This is a genomic window from Oceanidesulfovibrio marinus (genome assembly GCF_013085545.1).
Classification (GTDB): domain Bacteria; phylum Desulfobacterota; class Desulfovibrionia; order Desulfovibrionales; family Desulfovibrionaceae; genus Oceanidesulfovibrio; species Oceanidesulfovibrio marinus.
In genome coordinates, this window is the sequence record NZ_CP039543.1 from 1,065,843 (window position 1) to 1,081,329 (window position 15,487).

The following is a 15,487-nucleotide window of genomic DNA, read 5'->3' on the forward strand; positions in this document are numbered from 1 at the left end:
AGAATTTTCCCATGGCGAACAACGTCGCACTTCAAGATTTTCCCGAACCACCTTCTGTCGGTCGCCACCCCCAACGCATATACTATCTGGATGTGCTGCGAGTCCTCTCCATTTTCGGGGTCATCGCAATGCATGCCGTTGATATATCCCGCACCGATTTATCGGACATGCGCACGTGGTGGATTGGCCATGCACTGATCACATTCTCATACTTTGGCGTACCTGTACTCGTGATGATCTCTGGAGCCATATTGCTCTCTCCAGAAAAACGACTTGACGTCATTCCCTTCTACAAAAAGCGCCTTCCCAAAATAGTCATACCGCTTATTGCATGGTCATTCATATACTATATACGTGACGTACTAGACGGAGTGACGTTCTGGCTGCCTACCTTCTTCAAACGCCTGCTGACTGGAAGTTGGGCCGGGCACCTGTGGTTTCTGTATATGATGATCTGCATATATTTCATGACGCCATTCATTCGAAAGATGTTTGTAGGAGATGGAAAGAATGAGGACATGCGACTGGCTAAGACATTTCTCATTCTCTATTTCTTGTACAATGCTTTTCTTTTCTTTGTTGAAATGGCTTACCAATCCCATCCATCCTATTACATGCGGGAAGCATTATTCTCTTTCTACATGTTTTATTTTGTTCTTGGATATTATATACGCCGCTCAGACATCCCAAAGTCCATTGGGCTCATGCTTTCCCCGCCCTTGTTTTTTATCGGCGGCATTCTCACATTCTGGAGCTACTACCAGTACAGTATTGTGCTAAGAAGCCGCTGGCCTGCGTTTTTTGATTTCGGAACGCCATTCGTCATGTTGATGGCTTTCGCAATCTTTTTATTCTTCAAGTCGCTCACGTACCGTGACAGCCGCTTCATGCGCGCGGTTATCTACGTCTCCAAGATGTCGTACGGCATCTACCTGTGCCACATGCTTGTCTTGGACGTATTCAGCGGGCAGCTCTTGCCTATTTTCGACGGCACGCTGCTACCACCATTCTCGATAAGAAGCTTTGAGCCGCTTCTCAGTGGACCGTTGCTTATCGTCGTGACGTTCGCAATCTCACTGCTGATTACCATGGGCTTACATAGAGTTCGCTGGCTTCGCTGGCTCGTCCCCTGATAGAGCCTCCTGAAACGGCGCAGCCTGATTCCGCATTGCGCGAATCGCCGTGTCTCGAATCGAGTTCCAAAGAAAGCCGGCAAGCTAGAGCCGGGACCAGAGCCGCAGCAGGCCCACGCTGGCCCAGGCAAAGAACGCGCCCGCCACGACAAAGACCACGCCGTACCAAGTGGGATAGAGCATGATCATGCCGGCGGCCACGAAGTTGTGCACGGCGTAGAAGCCGAAGAGCCCGCCCAAAGTAAGCAGCAATGCTCCGGCGCGGGCCGTCCCCTGCCGAAGCAACCGCAACCAGTATATCTCCGCGCCAAGGGAAACTGCCAACGCGCCGGCGGCGTACGGCCGCACGACAGGCTGGTAGTAGTCCAGAACAGGAGCGAGAAGCGCCAGCGTCGCCACGATGTCGCCCCAGAGCACTGCGCGCAGAAAGCCCTGGCCGAACGGCATGGGGACAGGTGCGCCGGACCGGCTCAGGCGGAGTCGCCAACGTTTTCTGCCGCCGGGGTGCGCAGCGTTGCGTGATGAATCCGGGTTGGAGGAGGAGGCGGACGCCCCGCGATGCCCGGCGGCGGATGACCGCCGCTTCTGCTCTTCCGGACGACTCGCTCCAGGCTGATGATCCGATGGCTCCGTGGCCTCGCGGTCGGCGGCGCCCTCCGGCGGAGCATCCTGGTCTGGAAGGCGTGACATGATCGGGACGGGGTTTCGTTTGGATACGGCTCAGGAGCGCGGCGGGTTTTCGGGATCGAGCAGCCAGTGGCTCCAGGAGCCCCGGAGGGTTTCCTCACGCACGGCGGTGCTCAACCTCCGGTTGAACTCGGCACGGGGGATCTCATACGCGCCAAAACGCAGCATATGCGGCGTGGTCTGCTGGCAATCCATCAGGGTGAAGCCGTGCTGCTCCAGCAGCCGGACGAGACAGACCAGCCCGGCCTTGGAGGCGTCGCTGGCTGTGTGGAACATGGACTCGCCGTAGAACACCCGCCCCAGTGAGACGCCGTACAGGCCGCCCACGAGCTTGCCGGAGCCGTTCCACACCTCCACCGAGTGCACGAGTCCGGCGTCGTAGAGTGCGGTGTAGGCGTCCATCATCTCCGAGGTGATCCAGGTGCCGTACTCGCCATGGCGGCAGGTGAAGGCACAGGACTCGATGACGCGGTCGAAGACCCTGTCCAGAGTCACGGCGTAGCCGCGCTGGCGCAGGGTTCTGGCCAGACGCTTGCCCACCACGAGGTTCTCCGGCTCCAGAACGCAGCGCGGGTCCGGCGACCACCAGAGGATGGGGCTGCCCTGGTGGTACCATGGAAAAATCCCCAAGGCGTAGGCCGCGGTGAGCCTGCGGGGGGAGAGGTCTCCCCCCACCGCAAGCAAGCCGTCGGGATCTGCGCCCTGGGGATCGGGAAATCCTACCCCGTCTTTGGGCAAATAGAATATGGCCACGGCAGAAACCGTGTGGCCAGGGCCGTGCGAGGGACCGTTCGGCGGCCCTTAGGACACGGTCTCCTTGGCGCGTTGCTTCTTGGATGTTGTCTTTGTCGGCTTCTTTGTCGCGCAGGAACCCGCGGTGAACTCGAAAGCCAGGTTGTCGTCCTTGGAGCGCTGCTTTTCGGGCTTCATCTTGATACGCGCCGTGCCGCCCTTCTGCAGGCAACCGAACAGAATCTCCTGGGCCAGGCGGTCCTTGATCTCCTCCTGCAGCAGCCGTCCCAGGGGACGTGCGCCAAAGGCGGGATCGAAACCGTTCTCGGCCAGCCAGGTGCGCGCCTGGGGCGTGAGCTCCAGCGTGACCTTCCGCTCCTTCATCTGCTCTTCCAGCTCGGCCACGAACTTGTCCACAATGCGCTCCATGATCTCCTGCGAAAGCGGCGCAAAGGAAACCATGCCGTCGAGGCGATTGCGGAACTCGGGGCTGAAGAGCTTTTCCAAAGCTTCCTTGCCCTTGAAGCTCATGTCCTCGGAGCCCCTGGTGCCGAAGCCCAGGTTGGCGGCGGACATCTCGCGAGCGCCCGCGTTGGTGGTCATCAGCAGAATCACGTGACGGAAGTCGGCCTTGCGACCGCTGTTGTCCGTCAGGGTGGCGTAATCCATGACCTGCAGGAGGATGTTGAAGAGGTCCGGATGGGCCTTCTCGATCTCGTCCAGCAGGAGCACGGTGTACGGGTTCTTGCGGATGGCGTCGGTCAAGAGGCCGCCCTGGTCGAAGCCCACGTAGCCGGGAGGCGCACCGATGAGCCGCGCCACGGCGTGCTTCTCCATGTACTCGCTCATGTCGAAGCGCAGGAACTGCACGCCCAGGGTGGAGGCAAGCTGCTTGGCCAGCTCGGTCTTGCCCACGCCCGTGGGGCCGTACAGCAGGAACGAACCCGTGGGTCGACCGTGCTGCTTGAGGCCCGCGCGGGAGCGCAGGATGGAGCGGCAAATGGTCTCCACGGCGGTGTCCTGGCCATACACGACCTTCTTCAGGTCGCCTTCCAGGTCATGCAGGCGGGTCTTGTCCGAGGCGGTGATGCGCTGGGCCGGGATGCGCGCCATGCGCGCCACGACCTTCTCGATCTCGGCCACGCTCACCGTGCTCTTGGAGCCCGGGTTGAGCTTGTGCAGCGTGCCGGCCTCGTCGATCACGTCGATGGCCTTATCCGGCAGATAGCGATCGTTGATGTGCCTCGACGCAAGCTCCACCGCGGCCTTGATGCCGGGCAGGGTGTAGCGCACGCCGTGGTACTCCTCGTAATAGCCGCGCAGGCCCTTGAGGATGTCCACACACTGGTCAATGGTGGGCTCGCTGATCTCGATTTTCTGGAACCGGCGCGAGAGCGCGCGGTCCTTCTCGAAGTGGTTCTTGTACTCCTCGTACGTGGTGGAGCCGATGCAGCGAATGGAACCGGAGGCCAGGAACGGCTTGAGGATGTTCGAGGCGTCCAGGGTGCCGCCGCTGGTAGCGCCGGCGCCGACGATGGTGTGGATCTCGTCGATGAAGAGAATGGCGCCCGGGGTCTTCTCCAGCTCGGAGATGACGCCCTTCATGCGCACCTCGAAATCGCCGCGGTACTTGGTGCCGGCCAGGAGCGCGCCCATGTCCAGCATGTAGATGACGGCGTCCTGGAACTGCTCCGGCACTTCCTGATTGACGATGCGCAGGGCCAGACCCTCGGCCATGGCGGTCTTGCCCACGCCGGGATCGCCCACGAAAAGCGGGTTGTTCTTGCGCCTGCGCGCAAGCACCTGCACGGTGCGCTCCATCTCGGCGTCGCGACCGATAAGCGGGTCGATGGAACCGGCCTTGGCGCGCTCCACCAGATTGACGGTAAACTGCTCAAGCATGGATCCGTTCTTCTTCTTGGTGCCCGGCCCGGAATCCACCTTGCCTTCCAGAGAGTCGTCGCTCTTCCAGGCGCCGGACTTGGGCGCGTGGTGCGAAATGAACTCCAGAATGTCGAGGCGCGTGGCCCCGTGCGACTTCAGGAAGTAGACGGCAAAGGAGTCGTCCTCGTCGAACAGGGCGGCGAGCACGTCGCCCACCTCGACCTTCTCCTTGCCGGCGGACTGCATCTGCAGAATGGCGCGCTGCAGCACGCGCTGCACGCCAAGAGTCTGAACCACCTCGGTGGACACCTCAGGAATCACTTCCATATGGTCCACAAAGAAGCGCTCCAGCTGGTTCTGCAGGCGCGAAACGTCCACCCCGCAGTTGGAGAGAATCTCCTTGCCCTGCTCCTCCTGAACCAAAGCGTACAGCAGGTGCTCCAGGGTCAGATATTCATGGTTGCGGCGGCGAACCTCGCGCACCGCTACAGTCAGTACGTTCTCAAGTCTTTTGCTCAGCATGAAATCCTCGTGGTGCATCCTTGGCAAAGGCCGCGATCCTTCCTCACACTTCCTCCATGGAAGCCCGCAGAGGAAAACCTTCCCGTCGTGCGCGGGTATGGACCTCGTTTATCTTGGTCTCGGCGACCTCTGCCGGATATATGCCGCATGTGCCGACCCCCTTCTCATGAATGGTCAGCATGATATGCGTTGCTTCTGTTTCCGACTTCCGAAAAACTTCAATAAGCACTTGAACGACGAAGTCCATAGTTGTGTAGTCGTCATTGTGCAGAAGCACTTTGTACTTGCGAGGCTCCCCTACCTCGTCCTCAAGACCAATTTCCGGTTCGAACTCGGGGCGTTTATTGGGAGTGGTCATGAAACATACCTTTTTCAGGCTTACATCGACTATACTGCCACACGGTGGGGATGTCGAGGCCCGGACGTATCATTTACCGGTATCTTTCCCACAATATGCAGGGATCATTGACTTGGCCAGTATTCCAGGCAACTCGTAAAGCGTTCGCCGATTACGTTATACTATACATCGGGCGGGGATTCGAAAACAAAATTTTCATCAGGAGCCAATCCCTCTTCCTCCCGCCATGCCTGGTTGAGTGCATGATATGTAGCCGTGGTTGACGTGTCCAGCGACAGTCCGAGCTCCCTGGCCAGCGCCAGTATGGCCACGCGCTCCCCCTCCAGCTCCACGAACTGGCCGAAAGGCATCTCGTCCAGACAGACGTGGACCTCGCCCGCAGCCCATTCTTCCCGGACTTTCTCGTAACGAAACGCCACGGTGTAGCCGAGCCCCCCCAGGATTGCGCGCATTGCCTCGAAGTCCTGCACTATGGTCTCGTGCTCGTGGAAGACCTTCACGTCCTCCTGCTCCTCTGCCGGCGGCTGCTTCAGCGTGAGCACGGAGTTCCGGTCCTGCCGCAGCCTGAGGAGCACGCCCTTGCGGCGCAGGGAACGGTCCGCGTCGTCGAACACGAGGTTGCGCTCCATCCACCGCCCCTTCCGTTCCGCAGACAAAGCGAGTAGGATCGTGCGGACGCGGTCGAAGTCCGCCCCCTTGAACTTGATCTCCGTCTCCAGCGCCATGCTTTCCTCCCAAGAGAAGCGCGGTCGCGGCGGACCACGCACATTACGTTATCATCATGCAAAAACTATTACTTATCGGCATTGCAGGTGGGCTCGGCAGCCTGTCCCGCTACGGAGTCAGCGGCCTTGTCCATCGCATTATGGGCAGTGAATTTCCCTTCGGCACATTCGCAGCCAACATATTGGGATCGTTCCTTTTCGGCCTTATCTGGGGAATATCCGAAGAGAGCCTGGCCATTACCCCCGAGGCGCGCACCATAATCCTTACCGGGTTCATGGGCGCGTTCACCACCTTCTCCACCTTCGCCTTTGAGAGCACGGGCATGCTGCGGACCGGGCAACTGCTGCCGTTCGCGGCCAATGTCGGCGGCCAGATCGCCATCGGGTTCACCCTGCTCTGGCTGGGCCTGGCCCTGGGCAAGGCAATCTGATGCCGAACGGAGGACCACAATGAAAGAGCCGACTATTCCCTCAGAAGCAAAACGACTGATTTGCTACATTGGCGAGGCGGACCGGCACAAGGGCCGCGCCCTGTACGAGGTAATCGTGGAAGCCGCGCGGCGCGAAGGGCTGGCCGGCGCCACTGTATTCCGCGGTCTGTCCGGTTTCGGCGCACACAGCCTGGTGCACACCGCCAGCATCCTGCGGCTTTCCGAGGACCTGCCCATGCGCATCGAGATTGTGGACGAGGAGTCGAAGATCGAAGCGTTCGTGCCGATACTGCATGAGCTCATGCAAGGCGGCCTGGTAACCATCGACTCTGTGCGGGTTCTCTCCTACCGCCATAAGGACAGCCCGAGCTGAGCCCGGAAGCCATCTCAACAATGCTTCTCAGCTCCGTGGCGGCGTCAGTATCGCCGAGCCCGGAGGTCGAATATCGTGGGGACACGCCCTCCGAGCGATACTCGTCTTTCCTGCCGCCAGTCAGAATATTCATTGCTGAGGTGGCGCTTAGTCGCCAGCTGCCCGGCGCACCACCTCCGCGGCGATGGACGTAAGCGACATCACCTTGTCCACGCCGCCCAGCTTGATGGCTTCCTGCGGCATGCCGAACACGACGCAGCTTGCCTCGTCCTGTGCGATGGTAAAGGCGCCGGCGTCGTGCATCTCCTTCATGCCGTGCGCGCCGTCATCGCCCATGCCGGTCATGATCACGGCCACGGCGTTTTTGCCGGCATAGCGCGAGCCGGAACGGAACAGCACATCCACAGAGGGACGGTGCCGGCTGACCAGCGGCCCGTCCTTGATCTCCACATAGTACCGGGCGCCGCTACGCTTGAGCAGCATGTGCTTGTTGCCCGGCGCGATGAGCGCCTGGCCGCGGAGCATGCTGTCCCCGTCCGCCGCTTCCTTCACCTTCACGCGGCAGATCTTGTCCAACCTGTTGGCAAAGGCCGCTGTGAACTTCTCCGGCATGTGCTGCACAATGGCCACGGGGGGGGAATCCGCCGGCAGTGTCTCCAGAAATATGCGCAGGGCCTCGGTCCCGCCTGTGGACGCGCCCACCAGCACGACCTTCTCCGTGGTCTGGACCATGGCGCGGGAGCGCTTCTCCGGCATGATGGCGTCGGCCGAAAGCTTGGGCTGCGGCGCCCTGGGACGCGCCGTTATCTTCTTCACGCTCACCTTGGAAGCAGCCTTCACCGCGTCGCAGATGCGGATGCGCGACTCCTCCAGAAAACGCTTGGTGTTCAGCTTCGGCTTCTGGATGATGTCCACCGCGCCGAACTCCAGAGCGCGCAGGGTGGTTTCCGCGCCGGACTCCGTAAGCGTTGAGCAAATGACCACCGGGATGGGATGCTGCGACATGATCTTGCGCAGAAAGGTGACGCCATCCATGCGCGGCATCTCCACATCCAGGGTCAGCACATCCGGAATCACTTCCTCCATTTGCTTGGCCGCGGCAAAGGGATCGGCCGCCGAGCCCACGACCTCGATCTCGGGGTCTGAGTTGAGCACGTCCGTAAGTGTCTGACGCACCAGAGCCGAATCGTCGACTATGAGCACTTTGATAGAGTTCTTGTTTCCCATGCATCGTTCCTGAATCAGATACGCTGGTAGATGGTGGGGGCTACCTGCTTCAGCGGCAGGTCCATGCCGGAAAGGCTCTCGGAATGCCCGATGAACAGAAATCCTCCCGCCGCGAGACACCGGCAGAACTTCTGAAACAGAACCTCCTGCGTGGGCCGATCGAAATAGATGATCACGTTGCGGCAGAAAATGATGTCCAGCGGCCTCTTGAAGGTAAAGTCCTCCATAAAGTTGAGCCGCCGGAAACGGATGAGCTTGCGCAGCTCCGGCACGATGCGCACCAGGCGCTTGCTGCGGTCCTTGCTGCGCAGCAGATACTTGGATTTGAGCATGCTGGGCACGGGCAGCACGCGTTCCTCCTCGTAGATGGCCGTCACGGCCTTTTCCAGAGCCTGGGTGGAGATATCCGTGGCCAGGATGGAGAACGTGAAGCTTGTGCGTGTGCCCGCAAACTCGCTGAGCACCATGGCCAGAGTGTACGGCTCCATGCCTGTGGAGCAGCCCGCCGACCACACGGTGAGGGGTCGGGGCCCCAGGCGCGGGGCCAGAAGCGGCAGCACGGTATCCGACAGAAACTCGAAGTGCTTGGGCTCGCGGAAAAAGTCCGTGGTGTTGGTTGTGACAACGTCGATGAGGTGCGGCAGCTCCCGCTGCATGCCCTCCGAGGAGAACAGGAACTCGCAGTACGAGTGGTAGTCTTCGATCTTCAGGTAGCGCAGCCGTTTCTGTAGCCGTGCTTCCAGCATGGTCTTTTTGCTGATGGGCATCTTGATGCCCACTTCGCCATAGATGAATTGACTGAAGCGCTCGAAATCTTTGGCCGACATGCCGCCCGGCCGAAACGATTTCGTTTGGACGTCGGCGGTCTTGCCGCGCTCTCCCCTTGATTTCGACTTCTGCGTGGTCACTAAGGCAGGCTCCCTGTCCCGGCGGCCGTAATCGCTACTGTTCCCTGTTAACGCACTGCACGAGCTTGGGCACATCCAGAATCAACGCCATGGTGCCGTCACCCTTGATCGTCGCGCCGGAGATTCCTTCCACATTCCGGTACAATCTGCCAAGGCTTTTGATGACGGTCTGATGCTCGCCGATGACGGTATCCACCACGATTCCCACGCGGGTTCCATCCACGCCCGCCACCACGATCTGCTCGATGGCCGGCCTGTCCCCCGGCGACTCGAACCACTCGCGCAGCCGGATGTAGGGGACGATCTCCCCGCGCAGATTCACGATGCGCTGCTCGGCCTTGGGCCGCACGGCGAGCTGTTGCTCCGAACCGTTGCCGCTTGCCTGGAGCTTGGCCGCGTCGTCGGCGCGGTTCATCAACTCCACGCACTCTTCCACCATGGTCAGCGGAATGACGAAGTACTCGTCGGCCACGCGGACCTGGAGGCCATCGATGATGGCCAGCGTCAGCGGCAGCCGGACCGTGATGACCGTGCCCTTGCCCGGGGCGGACTCCACATCCACGCTGCCGCGCAGGGACTCGATGGAGCGTTTGACCACGTCCATGCCCACGCCCCGGCCCGAAACGTTGGTGACCTTCTCCGCCGTGGAGAAGCCCGGCTGGAAGATGAGGGAGTAGCACTCCTTATCGGAGAGCTCCGCATCCGCGGAGACGATGCCCCGCTCCACGGCCTTCTGGAAGATGGCCTTGGGCTCCATCCCCTTGCCGTCGTCCTCGATGCGGATATGCACCTCGCCGCCGGAGTGCTGCGCCGAGAGCACGATGGTCCCGGCCTCTTCCTTGCCGGCCGCGGTGCGCTTGTCCGGGGTTTCGATGCCGTGGTCGATGGAGTTGCGCAAGAGATGGACCAGGGGATCGTTGAGCCGCTCGATCACTGTCTTGTCCAGCTCGGTCTCGGCGCCGTGGGTGACGAGCTCGATCTTTTTGCCCAGCTCGTCTGAGAGATCGCGCACCAAGCGGCGAAACTTGGAGAAAGTTGTGCCGATGGGAAGCATGCGGATGTTCAGGGTGGAGTCGCGAAGCTCGTCGGAAAGGCGCTCCAGCTCTTCGGAGAGGGTGGTGAGCAGCGGATCGCGGCGTTCGCTGACCACCTGGCTGATGCGCGCCTGCACGATGACCAGCTCGCCCACCAGGTCCACGAGCTGATCCAGCTTATCGGCGGCCACGCGGATGGAGGAAGCGGCTTCGGTGACCTCCGGCTTGGTCCGGCCCTTGCGGATATCCCGCACGGCCTTCTGCTCGGCCAAGGCCGCTTCGACATTCTGCTTGGAGACCACGCCGGACGAGGTCAGCACCTCGCCGAGTGGCTGGCGCTCCTGAAGCACGCGCTCCAGGTCCGCCGGCGCAAGATCGCCCCGCTCCACGAGAATCTCGCCCAGCAGCTTGTAGTCGGCCCGGTCGTCGAAGTCACCGTCCTGGTCGATTGTCTCGATTTTCAGGTCGCAGTCATCCTCCACGAAGATGAAGACGTCGCGGATGGCGTCAAGACCGTGGGTCGTCGTCAGAATCACGTCCCACCAGGCGTAGCACCGCTCCGGATCGATCTCCTCCAGCTCCGGCACGTTCTCCATGTGCGCATACGTGTGGCATGCCCCGAGCTCGGAAAGCTCCACGATGAGCGACAACGGGTTGGTGCCGCTGTAGAAGATGCTCTCCTCCGGCCTGAAGCGGATGCGGAAGGTGGCCGGCGTACTCTCTTCCACGTCCTGAGGTTCGGCAGCGGCAGTCGCCTCGGCATTGTCCTGAGCGATCGAACCAGGAACCAAGGCCCTCAGGCCGACGGTCACGGCGTTGGTGCGCTCCAGGTCCACGGCGTCCCCTGTGTCGGCGCAGTCCAGCAGGTAGGCGATGGTGTCGCGTGCGGCCAGGGTGAGGTCCAGAAGCTCCTTGGTCACAGCCATCTGGCCGTTGCGCACATGGTCGAAGACAGTCTCCACATCGTGGGTAAAGGCGGCGATGTCGTCGAAGCCGAACATGGCGCCGGAGCCCTTCACGGTGTGCATGGCGCGGAACACCCGATCCACGAGATCATGGTCGTCGGGGTTCTCCTCCAGCTCCAGGAGCGCGGATTCCAGCTCGGTCAGGAGCTCCGTGGCCTCTTCACGGAAGGCTTGTCTGTTGATGTCGTCTTGCGTCATGTTACCCCATTCCCCTTGAAACCGGGAACGGCCGGAGCCGGCCCGACCGGATGTCGGCTATCGCAGCACCTTGTTCACTACAGCCAGCAGTTGATCCGGCTTGAACGGCTTGACGATCCAACCTGTGGCCCCGGCGCTCTTGCCCTCCTGCTTCTTGCCTGCCTGGGATTCCGTGGTCAGCATGATGACAGGAATAAACTTGTACTGCGCCTTGGCTCGAACGTTCTTGATGAGGGTAATGCCATCCATGTTGGGCATGTTCAGATCGGTAATGATCATGTCCACCGGGCCGTTCAGTTTATTCAGCGCATCCTGTCCGTCCTGCGCTTCGATGACGTTGAAACCGGCGTTCTTCAGGGTAAAAGCGACCATCTGTCGCACGCTGGCCGAGTCATCAACGGTCATTATGGTTTTCGCCACATCTATCTCCTTGGTGCATTTTCGCCTTGAATAAAGAGTCCCATCCGAAATTGTTTCCCGTTATTCCGGGACAATGCATCAGAGCTTCCGAGCACTAAAAGAGCTCGACGTCGCCCCATGCCTCCGCGTCATCTGAACATGCGCCTTCCTCGCCGCCGGAACCGTCCGAAGAGCAGGAGCCCTCCTTGTTGAAGGCCTGCTGATGAATCAGCCGTTCCGCCTCCATGGTATACCGGGCGAGCATCTTTTCCAATCGTTCTGGTCGACTTTCGTCCTTGTCCTGAGGCACGATGTCCGTAGCTTCGTCACGCAGGGAGGAAAGCACGACGGCTCCACGCTCCAGGTTCTCGCACACTTCCTTATGAAAAGTCATGGAGCTGTTGAAGGACTCGATGGACGTGCCGAGATCCCTGCCCTGCTGCCTTATATTATCGAACACTGAATCAACCTCGTCGTCAATACGTCTGAGTCCTGCCAATATCTGCTCGATTCTGGTGACAATATCCGTGACCTGGCTCGTATCCATGAACGCTTCGGCGTTGGATTTCAGATGGGTCGAGGCCTCGCCGATACGGCCCAGGATATCCGTGACCGATGCGGTCAGCCCACCGGCCTGCTGGGAAAGCTGCTGGATGGAAGAAGCCAGCACGCCCAGGGCCTTGCCCTTTTCGCCGGTATGCGCTGCCTTGACGCTGGCATTGAGGGAAATGAGTTCGATCTCGGACCCCACTTCCTCGATATCTTCAAGAAAGTGCGTCATTTCCGTCACGGTATCGGCCACTCGCACCATGATCTGGCCGATGGATTCGCCCTGCTCGGCAAAGTCATCCATGGCCTTCATCACGTCCTTGAGCCCGGCCTCGATGGCGTCCAGTGTGGAGACGCCACTCTCCGAGGCCGTGATGCTTGAGGCGTTCTGCTCCAGGCTGAAGACGTTTTCGGCAATGGCGGAAAGATTGTTCTGCAGGGAAACCACCGCCGTGTTGAAGCTCGACGAGGCGTTGATGAGCTGCGAATGCTGCAGGCCGGTAACGTCGCCCACAAACCCCACGAGGTCGCGCACTTCGTCTGTCTTGGCATTGCCATGCCACTCTTTTTCGGAGATCAGATCGCGCAGCTCCTGCAGCGATTCCTCCACGTGCTCCACCTGCTGGCGAGTGATGTCGTGAAACTGCACCGAGGCCACGGCTTCGCCGATGGAGGAGGCAATCTCGCGGGAAAGCGGCTCCAGGTTGCGGGAAACAACGCCGGATTTGTCCGCCATCTGCACCAGGGAGTCGAGATTGGTGCGAATGGTGGTCTCGATGGTCTGGCTGGAGGCTGCCTGGTGCTCCCGCATCTCGCCGGTCTGCGACAGGGTGTCCTCCACCATCTCGGACAGGTCGTTCACCTTCTCCATGATCTGTCCGGAGTACTCCACGATGCGCTTGGCCAGCTTCTCCACATCGTCCGCCAGGGTGGTGAACCCCCGGCCCTCCGTCCCGAGGCGGGCGGACTCGATGCGCGTAGAGATGCCAAGCATGGACAGTGCCCGGACCACCCGGCGGTACTCGTCGATGGTCTTGGTCAGCACGTCCACGGTGTCGTGAATCGTGGTCAGCTCCTGCACATTCTGGTCACTGGCCGCCTTGGACCAGAGTGCAGTCATCTTGTCGAGCTCGACGTGCAGCTCGTCCCGGAAGGAATCCATGGCCTCGGCCGAGGTCAGGTTGATCAGCGAGCCTGTCTCCTCGGCAAGCTGCGAGGCCTGCAGCGAGTATTGCTGCAGCGAGCTGCCTAGCTCTAAAAACTCGGGCTCTCGTTCCTGGATGGTGCGAGCAAGCCGGGCGTCCAGCTTCGGCAGCTCGGATTCACACCGCTCTAAAAACGCCTGCGCGCGTGGAATATCTACTGTAAACGTTTCATTTTCGCTCATGCAGTCTCCAGCCGACTAGAGGAATCGAATCTCCGCCCGAGCCTTTTCCCGGGTGAGGGGCGTAATCTTGACCGAGACGGGCTTGTCGAAGAAGTCCGCAGCGCCCTTGATGATGCCCTCGAAATACTCGAACAGGCCGCGCCCCGATGTGTACTCCATCACCAGTGTATCGCCCTTGTCGTCATAGGTGAAGCGCGGGGGTTGGATGCCGGGATAATCCTTGGTCAGCTGCTCGTGCACCCGATCCATGTCCAGGTACAGCTCCTTCAGGTTCTCATGCTTGAAGTAGCGGCGGTACATTTTCTTGAACTTCGGCACGGTATACTTGCCGAATGCGATGAAGACGTCTTTCGTGCTCGTATTCGTGGCTTGGCCCACTTCGTGCGCCATCTGCTTGAGCACCTGATCCGGATAGTTGACGCCGGGCAGAAACACGGGGTTGCCCAGGGCATTCGAAACCTTTGCCGAAATCTTCTCCCCGTAATGTTCGTGGATAAAGTCCTGCATCATCTTGGGCAGCACGCCGCGCATCTGACCTTCGGACTTCCAGAACTTGGTCTGATCGTCCGCATTGCCGGCCAGGCTGACGGCAAGACCCAGAAGCTCCTGAGCCAGCTTGGTCATGGACTTGGTGGCGTCGGCCGTCTGGAGCGCGCCCTCCTCGGAATCTCGCGCGATGGTGGCGATTTCCTCCACGGACTGGTTGATCTCGTCGGCCGCTGCTGACTGTTGCTCCGCGGCCGTGGCGATCTGCGTGATCCGCTCCACCATGTTCTCGATGGCCCCGAGAATGGTCTCCAGGGCCTGGCCGGCGCGATTGGAGAGCTCCGTGGATTGATGCACCTGCTCCTCGGTGACGCGCATGGATTCCGTGGCCTCGGTGGCCCGCGACTGGATGGTGGATATGGAAGCCTCCACCTCCTTGGTGGCGGCCATGGTCTTCTCGGCAAGCTTGCGCACCTCGTCGGCCACCACGGCAAAGCCTCTGCCCGCCTCTCCGGCGCGCGCGGCCTCGATGGCCGCGTTCAGGGCCAGCAGGTTCGTCTGGTCGGCGATGTCGTTAATCACGCCTATGATCTGGCCGATCTGGCTGGACTGCTCACCGAGCTGGTCGAGCACGGTGGAGAGCTTTTCGGTATGGCTGGAAACGCGGTGGATGCCGTCCACGGCCTGGCCCACGAGCTGGGCGCCCTCACTGGCTGAGCGGCGCGCTCCGTCCGCGGCCTCGGACGTGGCCGATGCGTTTTGCGCAACCTCCAACACAGTGGCTGCCATCTCCTCCATGGCCGTGGCCACAGACTCGGACTGATCCTTCTGCTGCTGAGCCCCTCGCGCCTGCTCATCGGCCGAGGCGTAAAGCTGCTCGCCCGCGGCGGCAACGCGCTGGGCCAGGCCGCTGATCTGTGAGCCGATCTCCAGGAGCCGCGCCTGTTGTCCCTGCAGGTCCTTGCACTCCTGAGCGATGGATTCGGCGTCCGCCAGACTGATGATGAGCATGGGCTCTTGCCCGGTCGTGGGCAGCCAGTCGGCATGGATGATGAGCCGGAGATGCCGGGCCGGAGTCTGCAGGTTCACCTGCAGGCCATGCGTATCGCCGCGGAGAATGTCCGCAGCGTCATCTCCCAGCACCGAGGTGATGAGCTCGCCCTGGATGCGCGAAATCGGCTTGTCCACCAGGTCAGCGAAACCGCGGCTGACCAGACGGATGCCCCCTTCCTGATCTACGATGGCCAGCGGAGTTCCGGAGTCGGTAATGGTCGTCGCCTCCAGGAGAAAACGCTCCTTGCCGGATGCTGTGGCCAGGGAGTTCCGCAGCATCGCCGCCGCGCCATCGAGCGTTTTGGCCGAGGCCGGAACGGCTTCGGGACCGAGCAGGCCCTCGGTTTCGTCCACAAACCGCCCCACGTTTTTTCGAATATAGCCGAAAACGAAAATTGTGCCGATCAGACCGACCGCGGCGGCACCCGCCGCAACC

14 protein-coding genes are annotated in these 15,487 nt (G+C 60.9%); 3 read left to right on the forward strand and 11 right to left on the reverse strand.

From position 1 onward, the window contains the following. The first annotated feature begins 11 nt into the window (after window positions 1-11). Entirely contained in the window at window positions 12-1,133 is a 1,122-nt protein-coding gene (locus E8L03_RS04770) for an acyltransferase (RefSeq protein WP_171266706.1), read from the forward strand. Window positions 1,134-1,217: 84 nt separating this feature from the next. On the opposite strand, the gene E8L03_RS04775 is transcribed toward E8L03_RS04770, so the two are convergent. The 5 genes from E8L03_RS04775 to E8L03_RS04795 all read right to left on the reverse strand — a co-directional run bounded on the left by E8L03_RS04775 (window position 1,218) and on the right by E8L03_RS04795 (window position 6,041). Further along, window positions 1,218-1,823: a hypothetical protein gene (locus E8L03_RS04775; RefSeq protein WP_144234728.1), complete on the reverse strand. Its 606-nt coding sequence runs from the start codon at window positions 1,821-1,823 to the stop codon at window positions 1,218-1,220. A gap of 30 nt (window positions 1,824-1,853) precedes the next feature. After that, window positions 1,854-2,573, reverse strand: a complete 720-nt coding sequence (gene aat / locus E8L03_RS04780) for a leucyl/phenylalanyl-tRNA--protein transferase (protein WP_144234729.1) — start codon at window positions 2,571-2,573, stop codon at window positions 1,854-1,856. A gap of 48 nt (window positions 2,574-2,621) precedes the next feature. Beyond that, complete coding sequence (gene clpA, locus E8L03_RS04785) at window positions 2,622-4,958, reverse strand: ATP-dependent Clp protease ATP-binding subunit ClpA (protein WP_144234730.1); 2,337 nt, start codon at window positions 4,956-4,958, stop codon at window positions 2,622-2,624. Between the two features lie 43 nt (window positions 4,959-5,001). Beyond that, entirely contained in the window at window positions 5,002-5,316 is a 315-nt protein-coding gene (locus E8L03_RS04790) for an ATP-dependent Clp protease adaptor ClpS (protein ID WP_144234731.1), read from the reverse strand. Window positions 5,317-5,477: 161 nt separating this feature from the next. Next, window positions 5,478-6,041 (reverse strand): class IV adenylate cyclase, encoded by a 564-nt coding sequence (locus tag E8L03_RS04795; protein ID WP_171266707.1) that lies wholly within the window; start codon window positions 6,039-6,041, stop codon window positions 5,478-5,480. Window positions 6,042-6,097: 56 nt separating this feature from the next. Here E8L03_RS04795 and E8L03_RS04800 point away from each other — a divergent pair, with 56 nt between their 5' ends. Next, a complete protein-coding gene (locus tag E8L03_RS04800) occupies window positions 6,098-6,472 on the forward strand; it encodes a fluoride efflux transporter FluC (RefSeq protein ID WP_171266708.1) in 375 nt (124 codons plus the stop codon). A 19-nt stretch (window positions 6,473-6,491) separates the two neighbouring features. Then, on the forward strand, window positions 6,492-6,845 hold the full coding sequence (locus E8L03_RS04805; RefSeq protein ID WP_144234734.1) for a DUF190 domain-containing protein: 354 nt from the start codon (window positions 6,492-6,494) through the stop codon (window positions 6,843-6,845). Window positions 6,846-6,992: 147 nt separating this feature from the next. Here the strand turns inward: E8L03_RS04805 and E8L03_RS04810 are convergent, their stop codons facing one another. From E8L03_RS04810 to E8L03_RS04835, 6 genes are all read right to left on the reverse strand, one after another. After that, a complete protein-coding gene (locus tag E8L03_RS04810; RefSeq protein ID WP_171266709.1) occupies window positions 6,993-8,072 on the reverse strand; it encodes a protein-glutamate methylesterase/protein-glutamine glutaminase in 1,080 nt (359 codons plus the stop codon). 14 nt (window positions 8,073-8,086) lie between these two features. Continuing rightward, the gene (locus E8L03_RS04815) at window positions 8,087-8,980 is read right to left on the reverse strand and encodes a CheR family methyltransferase (RefSeq protein ID WP_425325950.1); all 894 of its coding nucleotides are present in this window, start codon (window positions 8,978-8,980) and stop codon (window positions 8,087-8,089) included. 34 nt (window positions 8,981-9,014) lie between these two features. After that, complete coding sequence (locus tag E8L03_RS04820) at window positions 9,015-11,177, reverse strand: chemotaxis protein CheA (protein ID WP_171266710.1); 2,163 nt, start codon at window positions 11,175-11,177, stop codon at window positions 9,015-9,017. A 57-nt stretch (window positions 11,178-11,234) separates the two neighbouring features. Then, a complete protein-coding gene (locus tag E8L03_RS04825) occupies window positions 11,235-11,597 on the reverse strand; it encodes a response regulator (protein WP_144234737.1) in 363 nt (120 codons plus the stop codon). A 94-nt stretch (window positions 11,598-11,691) separates the two neighbouring features. Then, window positions 11,692-13,512 (reverse strand): methyl-accepting chemotaxis protein, encoded by a 1,821-nt coding sequence (locus E8L03_RS04830; protein ID WP_171266711.1) that lies wholly within the window; start codon window positions 13,510-13,512, stop codon window positions 11,692-11,694. A gap of 15 nt (window positions 13,513-13,527) precedes the next feature. Beyond that, the gene (locus E8L03_RS04835) at window positions 13,528-15,405 is read right to left on the reverse strand and encodes a methyl-accepting chemotaxis protein (RefSeq protein ID WP_244963668.1); all 1,878 of its coding nucleotides are present in this window, start codon (window positions 15,403-15,405) and stop codon (window positions 13,528-13,530) included. Window positions 15,406-15,487 lie beyond the last annotated feature (82 nt).

What these genes read in the sequence shown, in the direction of transcription:
- E8L03_RS04770 (WP_171266706.1), top strand. Translation starts at nt 12, where the DNA reads ATGGCGAACAACGTCGCACTTCAAGATTTTCCCGAACCACCTTCTGTC.
- E8L03_RS04775 (WP_144234728.1), bottom strand. Translation starts at nt 1,823, where the DNA reads ATGTCACGCCTTCCAGACCAGGATGCTCCGCCGGAGGGCGCCGCCGAC.
- clpA (WP_144234730.1), bottom strand. Translation starts at nt 4,958, where the DNA reads ATGCTGAGCAAAAGACTTGAGAACGTACTGACTGTAGCGGTGCGCGAG.
- E8L03_RS04790 (WP_144234731.1), bottom strand. Translation starts at nt 5,316, where the DNA reads ATGACCACTCCCAATAAACGCCCCGAGTTCGAACCGGAAATTGGTCTT.
- E8L03_RS04795 (WP_171266707.1), bottom strand. Translation starts at nt 6,041, where the DNA reads ATGGCGCTGGAGACGGAGATCAAGTTCAAGGGGGCGGACTTCGACCGC.
- E8L03_RS04800 (WP_171266708.1), top strand. Translation starts at nt 6,098, where the DNA reads ATGCAAAAACTATTACTTATCGGCATTGCAGGTGGGCTCGGCAGCCTG.
- E8L03_RS04805 (WP_144234734.1), top strand. Translation starts at nt 6,492, where the DNA reads ATGAAAGAGCCGACTATTCCCTCAGAAGCAAAACGACTGATTTGCTAC.
- E8L03_RS04810 (WP_171266709.1), bottom strand. Translation starts at nt 8,072, where the DNA reads ATGGGAAACAAGAACTCTATCAAAGTGCTCATAGTCGACGATTCGGCT.
- E8L03_RS04820 (WP_171266710.1), bottom strand. Translation starts at nt 11,177, where the DNA reads ATGACGCAAGACGACATCAACAGACAAGCCTTCCGTGAAGAGGCCACG.
- E8L03_RS04830 (WP_171266711.1), bottom strand. Translation starts at nt 13,512, where the DNA reads ATGAGCGAAAATGAAACGTTTACAGTAGATATTCCACGCGCGCAGGCG.